Source organism: Dysgonomonas sp. GY617 (assembly GCF_015233815.1).
Lineage (GTDB): Bacteria > Bacteroidota > Bacteroidia > Bacteroidales > Dysgonomonadaceae > Dysgonomonas_A.
In genome coordinates this window covers 79,674-96,331 of sequence record NZ_JADCLR010000021.1, presented here as the reverse complement: position 1 = coordinate 96,331, position 16,658 = coordinate 79,674, and the positions used below count along the sequence as shown (strand labels likewise).

General features: G+C 35.3%; 15 protein-coding genes and 1 pseudogene. All 16 read left to right on the top strand.

Going from position 1 to position 16,658, the window contains the following annotated elements; all coding sequences use genetic code 11:
- The first annotated feature begins 110 nt into the window (after positions 1–110).
- Positions 111–461 (top strand): NADH-quinone oxidoreductase subunit A, encoded by a 351-nt coding sequence (locus IR022_RS10255; protein ID WP_050708458.1) that lies wholly within the window; start codon positions 111–113, stop codon positions 459–461.
- On the top strand, positions 452–1,015 hold the full coding sequence (locus IR022_RS10250; protein ID WP_050708457.1) for an NADH-quinone oxidoreductase subunit B: 564 nt from the start codon (positions 452–454) through the stop codon (positions 1,013–1,015). The genes IR022_RS10255 and IR022_RS10250 overlap by 10 nt, the downstream gene beginning before the upstream one ends.
- 119 nt (positions 1,016–1,134) lie before the next feature.
- Positions 1,135–2,763, top strand: a complete 1,629-nt coding sequence (locus IR022_RS10245; protein ID WP_194203628.1) for an NADH-quinone oxidoreductase subunit D — start codon at positions 1,135–1,137, stop codon at positions 2,761–2,763.
- A 44-nt stretch (positions 2,764–2,807) separates the two neighbouring features.
- A complete protein-coding gene (nuoH, locus tag IR022_RS10240) occupies positions 2,808–3,929 on the top strand; it encodes an NADH-quinone oxidoreductase subunit NuoH (RefSeq protein ID WP_050708455.1) in 1,122 nt (373 codons plus the stop codon).
- A 2-nt stretch (positions 3,930–3,931) separates the two neighbouring features.
- Positions 3,932–4,402 (top strand): annotated as a pseudogene (locus IR022_RS10235) (4Fe-4S binding protein); the annotation flags it as partial.
- A 193-nt stretch (positions 4,403–4,595) separates the two neighbouring features.
- Complete coding sequence (locus IR022_RS10230) at positions 4,596–5,096, top strand: NADH-quinone oxidoreductase subunit J (protein ID WP_050708453.1); 501 nt, start codon at positions 4,596–4,598, stop codon at positions 5,094–5,096.
- A 74-nt stretch (positions 5,097–5,170) separates the two neighbouring features.
- A complete protein-coding gene (nuoK, locus tag IR022_RS10225; RefSeq protein ID WP_050708452.1) occupies positions 5,171–5,509 on the top strand; it encodes an NADH-quinone oxidoreductase subunit NuoK in 339 nt (112 codons plus the stop codon).
- A gap of 45 nt (positions 5,510–5,554) precedes the next feature.
- Positions 5,555–7,489, top strand: a complete 1,935-nt coding sequence (nuoL, locus tag IR022_RS10220; RefSeq protein WP_050708451.1) for an NADH-quinone oxidoreductase subunit L — start codon at positions 5,555–5,557, stop codon at positions 7,487–7,489.
- 62 nt (positions 7,490–7,551) lie between these two features.
- Positions 7,552–9,021 carry a NuoM family protein gene (locus IR022_RS10215; protein ID WP_194203626.1) on the top strand — a complete coding sequence of 490 codons (1,470 nt, stop codon included), beginning with the start codon at positions 7,552–7,554 and terminating at the stop codon, positions 9,019–9,021.
- Positions 9,022–9,033: 12 nt separating this feature from the next.
- A complete protein-coding gene (locus IR022_RS10210; RefSeq protein WP_050708449.1) occupies positions 9,034–9,528 on the top strand; it encodes a hypothetical protein in 495 nt (164 codons plus the stop codon).
- Between the two features lie 112 nt (positions 9,529–9,640).
- On the top strand, positions 9,641–11,074 hold the full coding sequence (locus IR022_RS10205) for an NADH-quinone oxidoreductase subunit N (RefSeq protein ID WP_050708448.1): 1,434 nt from the start codon (positions 9,641–9,643) through the stop codon (positions 11,072–11,074).
- Between the two features lie 230 nt (positions 11,075–11,304).
- Entirely contained in the window at positions 11,305–12,015 is a 711-nt protein-coding gene (locus tag IR022_RS10200) for a MotA/TolQ/ExbB proton channel family protein (protein ID WP_050708447.1), read from the top strand.
- Between the two features lie 51 nt (positions 12,016–12,066).
- Positions 12,067–12,474 (top strand): ExbD/TolR family protein, encoded by a 408-nt coding sequence (locus IR022_RS10195; protein ID WP_050708446.1) that lies wholly within the window; start codon positions 12,067–12,069, stop codon positions 12,472–12,474.
- 241 nt (positions 12,475–12,715) lie between these two features.
- On the top strand, positions 12,716–15,376 hold the full coding sequence (locus tag IR022_RS10190) for an outer membrane beta-barrel protein (RefSeq protein WP_194203625.1): 2,661 nt from the start codon (positions 12,716–12,718) through the stop codon (positions 15,374–15,376).
- Between the two features lie 262 nt (positions 15,377–15,638).
- Positions 15,639–16,097, top strand: coding sequence for a DUF3836 domain-containing protein (locus IR022_RS10185; RefSeq protein WP_194203624.1), 459 nt, complete (start codon positions 15,639–15,641; stop codon positions 16,095–16,097).
- Positions 16,098–16,211: 114 nt separating this feature from the next.
- A complete protein-coding gene (locus IR022_RS10180; RefSeq protein WP_194203623.1) occupies positions 16,212–16,649 on the top strand; it encodes a DUF3836 domain-containing protein in 438 nt (145 codons plus the stop codon).
- The last annotated feature ends 9 nt before the right edge of the window (positions 16,650–16,658 follow it).

Here is a 16,658-nt window from a genome sequence, read left to right as displayed (position 1 = left end):
TAAAAAAAAGGCTTACTTTTGCACCGATTATGACAAGTGGACTTGATAGTTTTGCCTTTCGTTTGTCTTTTCGATCTTATAATGTGTAGCCTTTTTGAATAATCAAGTATATGAACTCTGCTTTATTTTTAGTTGTTTTTGTTACTGGTCTGCTTCTGGTTTGTGCCGGTTTAGGGATGGCGATATTATTATCTCCCAGTTCTTTTAATGCGCAAAAGGGACAAGCATATGAATGTGGTATCCCAACGAAGGGAACATCTTGGATGCAATTCAGGGTGGGTTACTATTTATATGCAATACTCTACTTAATGTTTGATGTGGAAGCTATTTTCTTATTTCCTTGGGCTACTGTAGTTCGAGATTTAGGTATGGCTGGATTGTATAGTATATTATTTTTCTTGTTGATTTTAGGTTTGGGCTTAGCTTATGCCTGGAGGAAAGGAGCATTACAATGGAAGTAAAGAATATATATATCAAGGGAATTCCTAACGAAGAGTTTCGTGATAACGAGTATCTTGAAGATTATGTTAAAGAACTTCAAGCGAATGGTGTTGGAGTAGTTATCGGTAAATTGGATGATCTTATTAATTGGGGTCGCTCAAATTCAATCTGGCCTTTGGCTTTTGCAACCAGTTGTTGTGGTATTGAATTTATGGCAACAGCAGCAGCAAAATACGATATAGCACGTTTTGGTATGGAGGTTACCCGTAATAGTCCGCGTCAAGCAGATTGTATTGTGGTAGCAGGAACCATTGTTCATAAAATGGCTCCTCTTTTGAAGCGTGTTTATGATCAGATGGCAGAGCCTAAATATGTTGTTTCTATGGGTAGTTGTGCTATCTCGGGTGGACCATTTATTGATTCTTATCATGTAGTGAAAGGAATTGATGAAATTATACCGGTAGATGTATATGTGCCCGGTTGTCCTCCTCGTCCGGAGTCGTTGCTTTATGGCTTGATGCAATTGCAACGTAAGATAAAACTGGAGCGTTTTTTATTTAAAGTGAAGAAATAAATTCGGTAATCCAATTTCTTTTCAATTAGAAATTTAGGATAATCGATTAACTATAAACCGGCTTTAGCCACGTTTTTACCAAAGTAATAAAAAGGTCTTAGACCTTATAAGAGTGATCAATGGAGAATATCAAGAATTTAATCTTAAATACGGTACCTGAAGCAGTCATTGAAGACAAACAAGTCTTGACTGTGACTGTAGAGTCGGACAAACTGCACCACTTGGCAAAAACGTTGCGTTATAATGCTGAGTTTCCTTTTGATTTTCTTGTTCAATTAACAGGGGTCGATAGAGGTGAGCTATTAGGAGTAAACTATTTGTTGTCATCATCTAAAGATGTTTCAGTAGAAATACTTCTTAAAACAAATACAGCAGATAGGGTTAACCCTTTGTTATATACAGTTACCGATCTTTGGGAAACTGCCGATTTTAACGAGAGAGAAGTATATGCTTTATTAGGAATACGATTTATAAATCATCCTGATATGCGTAAATTCTTCTTGAATCAGGATTGGAGAGGTTATCCTTTAAGAAAAGATTATGATGCTGATCCGGCACTCAATCCGGTTTCGGTTGAAAGTAAGGATATGGTTGATACAGCTCCGCGTATCTATGAAACACCTCAGGGTTTAAAAGAAGAGGTTATTAAGATATTTGAGGATGACGATTATATTATAAATATTGGACCACAGCACCCTTCTACTCACGGAGTAATGCACTTTAGAGTAGCTTTGGAAGGTGAAATTGTGAAAAAAATAGATGTTCACAGTGGTTATATACATAGAGGGATAGAGAAATTAAGCGAAAATCTTACTTATCCTCAAATACTACACTTTACAGATCGATTAGACTATCTTTCTTCTAACATCAACCGCCATGGTTTGTGTATGTGTGTGGAGAAAGCAGCAGAAATAGAAATTCCCGAAAGAGCACAATATATTCGTACTATTATGGATGAGTTGAATCGTATTGATTCTCATCTGATAGCATGGGGTACTCTGTGTATGGACCTGGGAGGAACTACTGCTTTTATTTATGGAATGCGCGAACGTGAACGTATCCTCGATATTTTTGAGAAAACATCGGGAGGTCGTCTTATAATAAATTATAACGTTGTTGGCGGTGTAATGTTCGATATATATCCCGATTTTCAGAAAGATATTAAAGCTTTTATAATCGAGATGAGAGAACGTCTTAAAGAATATGATAAACTGGTTACAGGTAACCCTATTATTGTAGGTAGACTAAAAGGGATTGGTATTCTGTCAAAAGAAGATGCTATTTCTTATGCCGTTACAGGACCTGCTGGTCGTGCCTCGGGATTTGCTTGTGATTTAAGAATACATCATCCATATGCTTTATACAATAAAGTAACCTTTAAGGAAGTGATTCGCCACGAAGGAGATTCGTTCTCTCGTTACTTGAATCGCTTGGATGAGATTGAACAATCTTTACAAATATTAGAACAATTAGTAGACAATATACCTGACGGAGATTTCTTGGCAAAAGTAAAAGCTATTATAAAACTGCCGGAGGGAGAATACTCGCAACGAGTAGAAGCTGCTCGTGGAGAATTTGGTGTCTTTATCGAAAGTCGCGGAGATAAAACTCCTTATCGTCTGAAATTCAGATCACCATCAATGGCTCTGGTTTCTGCAATGCCAACTCTTTGTGCAGGAGAAAAGCTTTCGGATCTAATTGGTATTGGTGGATCAATGGATTATGTGATACCCGATATTGATCGCTAATTAAAGAAAGATATTAATAGATTAGTTATTATATTTAAAGATATATGTTAGAACTTTCACGTTTGACTGCCTTAATCGATAGCTTACTTCGAGAAACTTGGGGTTTATCCGAGTTTTGGGTATTGTTCATCGAATTTGTATTGGTAGGTGTTGCTTTATTGACAGCCTATGCAGTATTAGCTTTAATCTTAATTTATGTAGAACGGAAAATCACCGGATTCTTTCAATGTCGTTTAGGGCCTAATCGTGTTGGGAAGTATGGTGTGGTGCAGAGTGTTGCCGATATGGTTAAGATCCTTTTGAAGGAAATTATTCATGTTGACAATGTAGACAAGTTCCTTTTCTATGCAGCTCCCTTCTTTATGATTGTTGCTTCGATGTTGACATTTGGAGCGATTCCTTTTGGACGCGGTTTACAAGCTGTTGACTTTAATATTGGAGTATTCTACATCGTTGCTGTTTCATCACTTGGTATTATTGGAGTTTTACTTGCAGGATGGTCAAGTAACAATAAATACTCGATGATTGGTGCTATGCGAAGCGGTGCTCAGTTTATCAGTTATGAATTATCTGCCGGTTTTGCTTTGATAACGATGGTTGTACTGTCAGGATCGATGCAATTTTCTACAATAATCGAAAGTCAAACATATTGCTGGAATTTATTTAATGGTCATATTGCTTCAGTAATAGCATTCATTATATATCTTATATCGGGACATGCCGAAACCAACCGTGGACCTTTTGATTTACCGGAAGCTGAATCTGAACTTACAGCCGGATATCATACTGAGTATTCGGGTCTGCAATTCGGATTTTTCTACTTAGCTGAATATCTGAATATGTTTATTATTGCAGCGATTGCCACAACTGTTTTTCTTGGAGGGTGGATGCCTATTCAATTGAAAGGGTTTGATGGATTCAATGAAGTAATGAATTATATTCCTTCTTATATATGGTTCTTTGGTAAAGCGGGATGTTTAGTGTTCCTAAGCTTATGGGTTAGATGGACGTTCCCTCGTTTACGTATCGACCAATTATTGAATCTTGAGTGGAAGTACTTGTTGCCTATTAATATGTTTAACCTACTGCTTATGGTAATTATCGTATTAGCAGGTCTAACATTAGAAGATATATTTCCTAGTATATTTAAATTTATAGCTGAATAAAGATGAGTTCTGTATCACAATATTTTAAAGGTTTATTTCAAGGTATTGGTGCCCTGCTTACGGGTATGTCAGTAACTTGGAAGGAGCTATTTACTAAAAAGATCACACAACAGTATCCTGAGAATAGAGCTACTTTAGTTATTTCGGATCGCTTTCGTGGAGAGTTGGTAATGCCTCACGATCTGAATAACGAGCATGCTTGTACTTCTTGTGGTATTTGTCAGATGAATTGTCCGAATGGAACAATTGTAATCAAGTCTAAGACAATAGAAACAGAGGAAGGTAAAAAGAAGAAAATTCTTGATGAATATTACTACAATCTGGGTTCATGTACATTCTGTAACTTATGTGTGTTGACTTGCCCTTCGGATGCTATCAAATTTGAGAATACATTTGAAAGTTCAGTGTTTACAAGAGGTAAGCTGAATATGAAACTTAATCATCTTGGATCGAAACTTCGTGAAAAGAAGAAGCCTGAGCCTAAGCCAGTAGCAGAAAAGCCTGCTGCGGTTCAAACCCCTCCGGCTGAATCTAAACCTGCCGCTGCTCCAGCTGCACCGGTAGAACCAGAAAAGAAAGAGAATATCATAAATCAGGAAAGTGCAGATAGTGCAACTTCTGATAATGTAACAAAAGAATAATAATCAAAATACGTAAAGGTTGATTATGGCAGAGTTTATTATATTTGGTGTATTAGCAATTGTAATTGTCGTTTTTTCACTATTGGCAGTTACTACTCAAATGATTATCCGTTCAGCAACTTATTTGCTGTTTGTGTTGATCGCAACAGCAGGTCTGTATCTGTTGATGGATTATCAGTTTCTTGCAGCTGTGCAAGTCGCAGTGTATGCAGGTGGTATTATGGTCTTGTATATATTCTCGATATTGTTGACTAACGATCCTGGAATAGAAGTGAAATATGAGAAACCCGGTCGAATGATATTAGCGGCTCTCGTTTCAGTCGTTGGTTTGGGTATCTGTGGTCATATTATCTATTATAACGTATCTCGTATCTATACTTATGCAGATTCGGCTATTGATATGACTCAGCTAGGAACAACTATGATGGGTACAGAAAAGTATCAATACTTACTTCCTTTTGAAGCTATCAGTTTATTGCTTTTGGCTTGTATAATAGGTGGTATTATGATTGCCCGTAAACGATAACGGTTTCAAACCGCTTTGTAACTAATTTGTTACAGAAAAAGAAAAAGAGTTATATAGCTTAATAATATACAATTATGAATGAATTTCTAGTAGAAACCTTTTCCGTTCCCATGGAAGCATATTTGACCGTAAGTACACTTATGTTCTTTATTGGGGTATATGGTTTTCTGTCTCGAAAAAACATGTTGATGGTATTGATGTCAATGGAATTGATGTTGAATGCAGCAGACCTGAATTTTGTGATTTTTAACCGGTTCTTATATCCCGGTCATTTCGAAGGGCTTTTCTTTGCTCTGTTCTCTATTGCCATAGCAGCAGCCGAAACAGCTATTGCCATCGCGATTATCATAACTATATATCGCAATGTGAAGAGCGTTTATATAGATGAGAACATAACAAACATGAAACATTAATAAGGTCGTTGACCTAATTTATAAAGAATAAATAACGATATAGATATGTCTTATACATTATTAATAATCGTACTACCGGCAATTATGTTCCTTATATTGGGACTGTTGGGAGGTAAAATGAAACCAATCATTGCTGGAACTCTCGGTACCTTGTCTCTGGCAGTTATGACAGCATTGTCGTACTTTACTGCTTATGAATACTTTTTCAGAATAGGAAAAGGAGCTTCGGGAGCCTACGAAACATTAATGGCTGTTGAGCCTTACCAATGGTTGAAGTTTACAGACAAATTGCATATCGATTTAGGAATCATGTTAGATCCTATTTCGGTAATGATGCTTGTAGTTATTACTACAGTTTCGTTAATGGTGCATATATATAGTCTCGGCTATATGAAAGGAGAAAGAGGATTCCAACGTTATTATGCTTTTCTTTCTCTGTTCTCTTTTTCGATGTTAGGATTGGTAGTTGCTACTAACATCTTTCAAATGTATATATTCTGGGAGTTAGTAGGGGTTTCTTCTTACTCACTTATCAGTTTCTATTATACTAAACCTAGTGCAGTGGCTGCTTCTAAGAAAGCATTTATCGTAACTCGTTTTGCAGATTTATTTTTCCTTATAGGTATACTTGTATTGTCTTATTATTCGGGAACATTTGACTTCCAAACTCTAACGGCTTTGGATGCTCCATACTTATCAAGTGTTATGGGCGCTTCGTTCTTGGGAATATCAGCTTTAACTTGGGCAATGTTATTTATATTTATGGGTGGTGCAGGTAAATCAGCAATGATGCCATTCCACATTTGGTTGCCCGATGCGATGGAAGGACCAACACCTGCTTCGGCACTAATCCATGCTGCAACAATGGTTGTTGCTGGGGTATTTCTTGTAGCACGTTTATTTCCTATATATCTCTTTGGTACACCCGAGGTTCTTACTATAATTGGATATGTGGGAGGTATAACTTCTGTGTATGCAGCCATAGTGGCTTGTACACAAACGGATATTAAACGGGTTTTAGCCTTTTCAACTATTTCTCAGATTGCATATATGATCACAGCATTGGGTGTATCAGGTTATTCTGGTCACGATGGATTGGGGTATATGGCATCTATGTTCCACTTATTTACACACGCATTCTTCAAAGCATTGTTGTTCTTAGGAGCAGGTGCAATTATTCATGCTGTGCATAGTAATGAAATGGATGATATGGGTGGATTGAAAAAATTCCTGCCAATTACACATATAACATTCCTTATTGCATGTTTAGCTATTGCTGGTATTCCTCCATTCTCAGGATTCTTTAGTAAAGATGAAATTTTAGCTGCGGCTTTACACCACGATAAATTCTTGTTCGCATGTTTATTCTTAGGTGCAGGTCTTACAGCATTCTATATGTTCCGTTTATATTACAGAATATTCTGGAACGACACAAAGAAACATTATCACCATGCTCCCCATGAGGCAGGTGCTACAATGACAATTCCATTAATTATATTGGCAGTATTCTCTGTATTCTCCGGATTTGTTCCTTTTGCCGATTTTATATCAGCAGACAGAATGCCTTTCGAAGCACATATTGATATGGTTGTTGCCGGATCAAGTGTGGCTGTTGCCCTTCTTGGTATCGGAATCGCAACGATGATGTATTTCAAGAAAACTGATATGCCTGATAAAGTTTCGAATGGAGTTGGTAGTTTTTACAAATGGGCTTATCATAAATTCTATTTCGATGAATTGTGGTTGTTCGTTACACGTAAAATCATATTTAACTGCATATCTAAACCTATTGCTTGGTTTGATCATACTATTGTTGATGGATTTATGAACGCTTTGGCTTTTGTAACCAATAGTGCTTCCGATAAAATCAAAGGATTACAATCGGGAAGAATACAACAATATGCAGGAGTATATTTGTCGGGAGCTTTACTTATTGTAGTAGTATTCGCTTTCTGTTTGATATGCTTTATTTGTAAATAAGTAAGTCTTTATTGCCAAAATATTAAATTAAATAGGTCTGTGACCTCTTAAATTATAAAACAATGAATATTCTTTCATTATTTGTCCTGATTCCGGTTTTGATGTTAATTGCATTTCTTTTTTGCAAAAATATCAAACAAGTAAGAACTGTTGCTGTGATAGGAACGGCTATTGAGCTGATATTTTCGGTAGTTTTCTTATTTATGTTCTTGGGAGCAAGAGAAGCTGACCCTTCAAGTGCCATGTTATTCCAATATGATGTAGTTTGGTTTAAAGCACTCAATATTCATTATGCTGTCGGTGTTGATGGTATATCGGTGTTAATGTTGTTGCTTACTGCTATCATCATGTTTACCGGAGTATTTGCCTCATGGAATATGGATCCACTACCTAAAGATTTCTTTATGTGGCTTACCTTACTTGCAGTAGGAGTGTATGGTTTCTTTATTTCGTTAGATATGTTCACTATGTTCTTCTTCTACGAAATAGCCTTGATTCCGATGTACTTATTGATCGGTCTTTGGGGGACAGGAAAAAAAGAATATTCAGCGATGAAACTTACTTTAATGCTGATGGGTGGGTCTGCCTTTCTTCTAGTAGGTATCTTTGGAATTTATTTTAATTCATCGGTCACTGGTGAATATACATTCAATATATTACAGATTGCTCAAAATAGCGCTATTCCGGTAGAAGCTCAACGATGGATATTCCCATTGACATTCTTAGGCTTTGGAGTGCTAGGAGCATTATTTCCATTCCATACTTGGTCTCCTGATGGTCATGCTTCAGCACCTACCGCAGTATCAATGCTTCACGCTGGAGTTTTGATGAAACTGGGAGGATATGGATGTTTCCGTATAGCAATGCATTTATTACCAGAAGCAGCAAACGAGCTTTCTTGGATCTTCTTAATTTTAACAGGTATCAGTGTGGTTTATGGAGCGTTTGGAGCAATTGCACAAAATGACTTGAAATATATTAATGCTTATTCTTCTGTTAGTCACTGTGGATTGGTATTGTTTGCTATCCTTATGATGAATAATACGGCAACTACGGGTGCTATTATGCAGATGCTTTCTCACGGATTGATGACAGCTTTATTCTTTGCATTGATCGGTATGATATACGGACGAACACATACTCGTGATATTAGACAATTGGGTGGTTTGATGAAGATCATGCCTTTCCTTTCTGTTTGTTATGTAATTGCAGGTTTGGCTTCATTAGGCTTGCCCGGATTGAGTGGATTCGTTGCTGAAATGACTATATTCGTTGGTTCATTCCAACATCAAGATATGTTCCATAGAGTATTAACAGTAATGGCGTGTTCTTCAATTGTGATAACAGCCGTTTATATACTTAAAGTTGTTGGAAAAATATTATATGGTCCTGTCGTAGACGACCATCATTTGGAACTTACAGATGCAGTTTGGTATGAAAAAGTTGCAGTTGTAGGATTAGTTCTAAGTGTTGCCGGTGTGGGATTATTCCCCGGATGGATCTCCAATTTAATTCATACATGCTTACACTAAACATTTGAAACAATGAAAAGAATCGTAAAATTATTTTTCCTAATTACATTTATATCGGTATCAGCTTTAGCTTCTGCTCAAAGTTTTACTTTAGCTGAATTAGTTGATATGGCTCCAAACGGAGAAGGCTACTTCTCGAATATAGTAACAGCAAAAGGATATACTCTTCAAGAAAATGGAGCGAGTGGTTTATCCAATAATTACACTTATACTCATTCAGGAGATTCGAAAATAACATTGATTACACCTTCTTTTGATAGTGATGTAAGAATGGTTTCTTGGGAGTTTAAAACTGTTGCATCTTATAACGCTTTAAAAAGCGAATTAGCAGCGAGTAAATATAAACTGACAAATACCGAGAGAAGAAACGGAGGCAAATATGTTTCTCTGTTTTATTCGAGACCAGGTATTGAGGTGATATTGACAACTGATAAAACGGTTGATCCTAGTGGTATCTATATCATATCGGTAAAGTACACCAATGCTGCTAAATATATTGTAAAATAAGGTCTGAGACCTATTGTTGATTTTGTAAAATTCAGAATAACGCCTGATAAAATTGGAAAATATGGTGTAATTGCCATTTTCCTATACTCAAACAAATAAAGATATTGAAGAAATGAATTTGAGCAATTATTTGTTGATGAAGCCTGAATTATCGCTGATCGCGGTATTTCTGTTATTGATCTTTTATGATTTGTTTGCTTCGGACAACGCAAAAAAGTACTATTTTCCTATAGCCTGTTTGCTATTTCTTGTGCATACTGTTTACTGTTTCTTTATAAACAAAGATGTCCTTACGACTTTTGGAGGGATGTATGTTACAGGAGCGGCTCAGATAACAATGAAATGTGTACTGAATATAGGTGTATTCCTTATATTTCTGCAAGCTAACGAATGGTTGAAAAAGCCCGAATCAATATTTAAACGCGGTGAATTCTTCATGCTTACAATACTAACCTTACTGGGTATGTATTTGATGATTTCTTCAGGAAGCTTTATGATATTCTATATAGGTCTTGAGATGGCTTCGTTGCCAGTGGCAGCTTTAGTTGCTTTTGATAAATACAAGAATAACTCAGCTGAAGCAGGAGCTAAATATATCTTTAATGCGATATTCTCATCTGCCATTATGGTGTTTGGTATATCTTTCCTTTATGGGGCATGTGGAACATTGTATTTTGATGATATGTTTCAGAGTATATACTCATCGCCATTGATTATTATGGCTATGATATTTTTCCTTTCAGGTTTGTTCTTCAAAATTTCATTGGTTCCTTTCCATTTATGGGCACCCGATGTTTATCAAGGGGCACCAACCAATGTTACTCTTTATTTGTCGACCATATCAAAAGGTGCAGCAGTATTTGCCCTTATGATTATCTTATACAAAGTATTCCCTGCATTAGCAGGAGTATGGCAGCCTATAATCTGGATTCTTATTTTATTGACGATAACAATAGGTAACCTATTTGCGCTAAGACAAAAGAACTTGAAGCGTTTACTAGCATTCTCTTCTATCTCTCAGGCGGGATATATCATGTTAAGCGTATTCTCAGGATCATCGGCAGGTATGGCTGCAACTATATTCTATGTGTTTGTATATGTTTTCTCTAACTTGGCTGCATTTGGTGTCATTTCAGCAATTGAAAACAAAACAGGCAAAGTGAATATGGATGACTACAACGGTCTTTATCTTACTAATCCTAAATTGGCTTTAGTAATGATGATATCTATGTTCTCTTTAGGAGGTATACCTTTCACTGCAGGATTCTTTAGTAAACTGTTTGTGTTTATGGCTGCTATGGAGTCGGGCAATCCTTGGAACACTGTATTAGTTTTTCTTGCATTGGTAAATACAGTTGTATCTTTGTATTATTATTTGCTTGTTGTAAAAGCGATGTTTATCAATAAGAATAACTCTCCTATTGAAACGTTAAATACAGATAGTTATTTAAAAATCTCATTAGTGGCTTCGGTTGTTGGTATCTTCTGTATTGGAGTAATTAATTGCTTCTACGATTATATTAATACAGTAAGCTTTGGTTTTTAACAATATTTGTTCAAAATAAAACTAATTCGATAAATACTTAGTCTTAACTTTGTATTTATCGAATTAGTCGTTTATACCTCTGGCGATGTCATAAAGAGGTACGACCTTAGATTGTTCTTTAATAGCAGTAAGTATAGTATCTAATATAGCGTTATTCTGTGATAACAGTAAGTTATACTTGTCTTACCAAAGTAATAAATGGGTCTTAGACCTTAATCTGCTTTTGATATATGAATTTATTTATTTTACTACAATCAGTAACAACAAATCTGGAACAAGTAGCACCCGCACCCGCTGAAAATTACTTCAGTTTGATACTTAAGGGAGGTTGGGTCATGTTACCTATTGCTATTCTTTCAATTCTGGCTATTTATTATATCATTGAACGAACTTTGATTATAAGGAAAGTTGGAAAATCAGATTCTATCTGGCAGTCACGTATAGTTGAGCTTATTTCTGAAAATAAGATTGAACAAGCGTTGAAATTTTGTTTCGAGAAACCTTATATCTTAGGGAAGGTTATCGCTGCGGGATTAAAAGAAAAAGAAGATACTATTGCCGAAATCGAAGAAACGATGGAAGTAGAAGCTCGCCAACAAGTATCGAAGTTAGAAAATCACATGAATTATTTAGGAATTATTGCTTCTATCGCTCCCATGTTAGGATTCTTGGGGACTATCTTCGGGGTAATTAATATCTTCTATAATATTTCTCAAACAGCCGATTTAGATATTGCGACCATATCAGATGGTTTGTATCAAAAAATGATTTGTTCGGGAGCAGGTCTGTTAGTTGGTATTGTTGCTTATGCAGGATACTATGTTTTAAATGGAAATATAGACAAGATTGTAACTAATCTGGATAGAGATTCAAATGAAGCATTAAGAGCTATCAGATTGTATAAAAAGAACCAGAATGCTATTAGTCTTTTAAAGGACTAAATGTAATTCTGAAAGCAATAAAGAGGTCTTTGACCTTAACAGCCAAAAATTATGAAGATTCAACGTCGTAAAAATAGAGCCGCAGAAGTTTATACAGCATCATTGAATGACATTATGTTTTTCTTGCTGTTATTCTTTCTCATCGTTTCGACGATGGTTACTCCTGCTGCCATACGGGTATTACTACCCAACTCGTCGACTGCTGAAAAGGTGGCGACTAAAAAGAATATTAATTTGATTGTAACTTCTGATCTTACTTATTATGTAAATGATAAGCAAGTTCCTTTTGAAGCTCTTGAGGGAGAATTATCAACTGTAATAGGAGAGCGTCATGAAGATGATGATGTTAATGTCCTTCTGCAAGCAGATCGGGCACTTAACTTACAAGATATAATCAATGTAATTGATATAGGAAATAAACTTCGAGTAAAGATGGTACTCTTTACTCAAAAGGATTAAGTAAAATAAACCGATTGCGGTTTTACAGTATAGAAAAAAAGGGCTATCATAATAGAAGCTCTTTTTTTTCGTTATATAGCTGATGAGATAAGTATTGTAGAATAGCCTTCTTCAAGTTTTAGGCAAAATTAATTTCAGAGATACTTATTGAGTGATAAACAGGTTTATGATCAAGTAATCTTAAAAACCGAAATAAAGTAAACACTATTCATTGAGACGCTTTTATTGTCTTTTTATTTGTTTGTGCATAACTATTGTTTCTTACGCCCAGTCTGTTACAGGTATTGTCTGTGATAGCTTGCATCGCGAAGCTATTAGTTATGCATCTGTGCGTATGCTCAATGTAAGTGACAGTACTTATATTGTAGGGGCGGTGAGTGCGTCTAATGGGAAGTTTACAATTAACCACTCTAAAGGAGACTATATTATTGATATCTCTTATGTAGGTACAAATAGATATACCCGTAAAATTAGCTTAGAAGGAAAAGAAACCCTTGATTTGGGAACTATATATTTGGGCGAAGCTTCTTATATGTTGGGCGAAGCGATAATAGTTGCCCCTGTACCTGATATTGTTGTGAGGGGAGATACCATAGAATATAATGCCGATGCCTATAGAGTGGGAGAGGATGCTTTACTGTTAGATCTGGTTCGGAAAATGCCAGGAATTGATATTAGCGCAGACGGAAAACTGATGGCTAATGGGAAGATTATCTCCAAGATTCTTATTGATGGTAAAGAGTTCTTTGGTAATGATATCGATTTGGCATTGAAGAATCTTCCTGCTTCGATGATTAATAAATTGCAACTGTTTAAGGAGCAATCTGAGATGTCGAGAGTGACTGGCTTTAATGATGGAAATGCAGAACAAGTTCTAAACCTGACGGTAAAAGAGGCATTGAAGCAAAGTATATTTGGAGAAGGGCGATCTGGTTATGGAAGTAATGGTCGATATTCCAATAAATTGAATGCTCACTATATGATGGATGATAATCAGTATTCTTTAATCGGAAATCTTAAAAATATTACAGACGATTTTGAATATAGTGGAGCTTCTAGTCAGTATGATGGTATTACCAAAAATAGCGAGATAGGATTCAACTTTAATGCTTTGAAAAGCGATAAACTTAATGTTGGAGGAAATTTACACTATGAGAATAATGACAATGTCTTTAAAATGGATAGTGATACAAAGACTTTCATCGAAACAGGTAATAGGCTTAGTACCCAATCATCTGAGACTCGAAGTATAAAAAGAGACCTTTCTCTGGGGTTAAATATGAAGTGGAATCCCGATTCGGTAACGACAATTTATGCCCGAATGAATATTAATACGGGAACAAGTGATGATATAAGACGCAATGATAACTTCTCCTATGTACAAGGCATACAAGATACAACTACTGCATGGACAGACTATAAAACAAAAGGAGATACACATAATTTAAACGCATCTATGATATTCGGACGTAAGTTGAATAGTGCGGGACGAAATATTAGCTTTAGCTTGAATGGAGGTATTCGTGGGGGAGCAAGTGCAGGAACTAATTATTCTCCTGTTTTTTACCATGCTTCTAATAAAACAACAATTATAGATCAAGAGCTGTCTATTGATAATACGGGAAATAGCTGGGGTTTTATGGCTGCGTATGTTGAACCGATAACCAAACATAATTCTATTAAGGTCGCCTATTCTTATCGACGTGATTATTCGGATAGAGATAGGCTTACTTTCAGACGTGATGGTGAAGGCGAGTATACGATCGTAGATACTGCTTTTACGAGGCACACTACATCTCAATATACTACTCAGAGAATGAATGTTGGTTTTCAATCGGCAATGAAGAAATATGAGTATAATATTGGTTTTAATGTCGATCCTTCTACTTCTACTTCTAAGACGATGATGCAGGATTCTATCATCGAAAATCAGAGGCAAACAGTGGTAAACTTTTCTCCTACTTTCAAGTTTACATATACACCTCAGAATAATGTAACTTTCGATTTTGATTATTATGGTTCTACCGAACAGCCTACCTTAAAGCAGATATCAGCAGATACTATAATACTTGATGCTCTTAATCGAACGTATGGAAATCTCGACTTAAAACCTAGTTTTGATAATACGGTTAGCCTTTATTATCAGAAATCGAATTATGAGAAAGGCTCATTTTTTATGATTACGGGTGGTGGTAATTATATTGTAAATAAAATAGTTGATTATAATACGATTGACGAATTTGGAAATGTTGAAAGCTCATATCGAAATGTCAATGGAAACTGGGGCTTAAATGGAGGTATAATGTTTAATACTCCGTTGAGAAATAAAAAATTTACTGTGGATAATAGCTCCTTTGGTTATTTTGTCCGAAATATAGGATTTTCGAATAGTGTCAAGAGTGTTACTTATAATTTGACAATGAGTGAAACCTTTTCTATAAACTATCGGTCTGATAAGTTCGAACAGCGTTTACAGGCTAATATATCGTATAATATAACAAGAAACAACCTTCCTAATCAAGAGGGGATGAATACGGCTAATTATGGTCTGAAATCATCTACGCTACTAAAGCTTCCCAATGATTTTGTTATTCAGAATGAGATGAGTTTTACCTATAATCAAGGGTATGCTGAGAATTTCCGAAAATCGGAGATGCTGTGGAATTTGTCTATTGCCAAGCTTTTCTTGAAGAAGAAACAGGGTACAGCTAAGTTTCAATGCTATGATATTTTGGATGATCGTAATAACCTTATGCGTGTTGTTTCAGGAAATTATATTTCAGATACGAAGACTAATATGATTGGGCAATATTTTATGTTTAGTTTGGGTTATCGATTTAATATAACAAATAAGGCTGCTCGAAATTCTACAGATGCTATGGGTGTAGATGATTATAATTGATCTAGACAAAAAATAAAATAAAGAATATTTCCTAAACGGATGCTGATTGTAGAATCAGCATCCGTTTTTTTATGTCTATAATCCTCTGGAAATATCTAATATGTAAAAATAAATACTGTTGTGTGTAAATTTTATTTACACATCTAGATATGTTGTGGAATATTCTATTTGTTGATTATTAAGTGATTAGTCGTTTTGGCATGGCTTTGGCATTATATATAGTAGAAACGTGAAAAATTAAAACAAATAAATATATAACATTATGAAAGCAACAATTATCACACTAGCAGTAGTAGCATTATTATCAGTAAGCAATTCTTTTGGAAGTAATACAATCTATAAGAGTGTTGAGACTAATGAGCAAGATCGTACTACCACTACTACTGTTTGCCAAGGAGAAAACGAGAAATACTTATCGCCAATTAAAAGATATGTTATTGTATCAGATTCCAACGGTAGCCCCATCGAAAAGAAAATATATGAATGGAATTCGAATAATCGTAGTTGGGTAGCTGTTCAAAAATACAATTACGATTATAATGCTTATGGCAAATTGCTATCTCTTTCTTTTACTCAATGGAATAAGGTTACTGATACTTGGGCGGAAGATATACAATATGCGATGTATATAAATGATACAAATGAAGAAAACCTTTCTGTAAATTATTTAGATACTAAACCAGTCACCTCAGAAATACACTTAGCACATTACTCATATTAATCAATCTATCGTATACTGGTTGAGAAATCAGTATACGATTAAAAAAATCAGAACAGACTGTAACCAATCGCTTAGATTATGCGTCTTAAATATAAAGCAAATAACAATAAGATTATGAAAACAACAATTATTACAATACTAGCAGCCTGTTTGTCAATCAGTACTTCTTTTGGAGGCAATACAATACATAAGAATGTAGAAGGTAGTAAAGAAACTGGTACTGTTACAACAACCGTTTATAATAGTACGGATAATAGAGACTTGGTTCCATTTAAACAAACAGTTTTTGAATATAATACAGATAAAAATCTAAAAGAAAGAATCTCTTATAAATGGGATTCAAATACACAACAATGGCTTGTAGTAAGTAAATATAAATACGAATACAATATAAATGGCGAATTAATTAATATTTCATATCTGTCGTGGAATGAATCTTCTAATTCTTGGAACAAAGATGTTCAGTATGCCATGTATATTTATGATAAAAGCAATGAGTCTTCTCCTGTAAAATACTTATCTGTAACAGATAGTAAGAATAAAAAATATTAATAGTATAAG

What these genes read in the sequence shown, in the direction of transcription:
- IR022_RS10250 (WP_050708457.1), top strand. Translation starts at nt 452, where the DNA reads ATGGAAGTAAAGAATATATATATCAAGGGAATTCCTAACGAAGAGTTT.
- IR022_RS10255 (WP_050708458.1), top strand. Translation starts at nt 111, where the DNA reads ATGAACTCTGCTTTATTTTTAGTTGTTTTTGTTACTGGTCTGCTTCTG.
- IR022_RS10185 (WP_194203624.1), top strand. Translation starts at nt 15,639, where the DNA reads ATGAAAGCAACAATTATCACACTAGCAGTAGTAGCATTATTATCAGTA.
- nuoL (WP_050708451.1), top strand. Translation starts at nt 5,555, where the DNA reads ATGTCTTATACATTATTAATAATCGTACTACCGGCAATTATGTTCCTT.
- IR022_RS10230 (WP_050708453.1), top strand. Translation starts at nt 4,596, where the DNA reads ATGGCAGAGTTTATTATATTTGGTGTATTAGCAATTGTAATTGTCGTT.
- IR022_RS10210 (WP_050708449.1), top strand. Translation starts at nt 9,034, where the DNA reads ATGAAAAGAATCGTAAAATTATTTTTCCTAATTACATTTATATCGGTA.
- nuoH (WP_050708455.1), top strand. Translation starts at nt 2,808, where the DNA reads ATGTTAGAACTTTCACGTTTGACTGCCTTAATCGATAGCTTACTTCGA.
- IR022_RS10200 (WP_050708447.1), top strand. Translation starts at nt 11,305, where the DNA reads ATGAATTTATTTATTTTACTACAATCAGTAACAACAAATCTGGAACAA.
- IR022_RS10195 (WP_050708446.1), top strand. Translation starts at nt 12,067, where the DNA reads ATGAAGATTCAACGTCGTAAAAATAGAGCCGCAGAAGTTTATACAGCA.
- IR022_RS10180 (WP_194203623.1), top strand. Translation starts at nt 16,212, where the DNA reads ATGAAAACAACAATTATTACAATACTAGCAGCCTGTTTGTCAATCAGT.
- IR022_RS10245 (WP_194203628.1), top strand. Translation starts at nt 1,135, where the DNA reads ATGGAGAATATCAAGAATTTAATCTTAAATACGGTACCTGAAGCAGTC.
- IR022_RS10215 (WP_194203626.1), top strand. Translation starts at nt 7,552, where the DNA reads ATGAATATTCTTTCATTATTTGTCCTGATTCCGGTTTTGATGTTAATT.
- nuoK (WP_050708452.1), top strand. Translation starts at nt 5,171, where the DNA reads ATGAATGAATTTCTAGTAGAAACCTTTTCCGTTCCCATGGAAGCATAT.
- IR022_RS10205 (WP_050708448.1), top strand. Translation starts at nt 9,641, where the DNA reads ATGAATTTGAGCAATTATTTGTTGATGAAGCCTGAATTATCGCTGATC.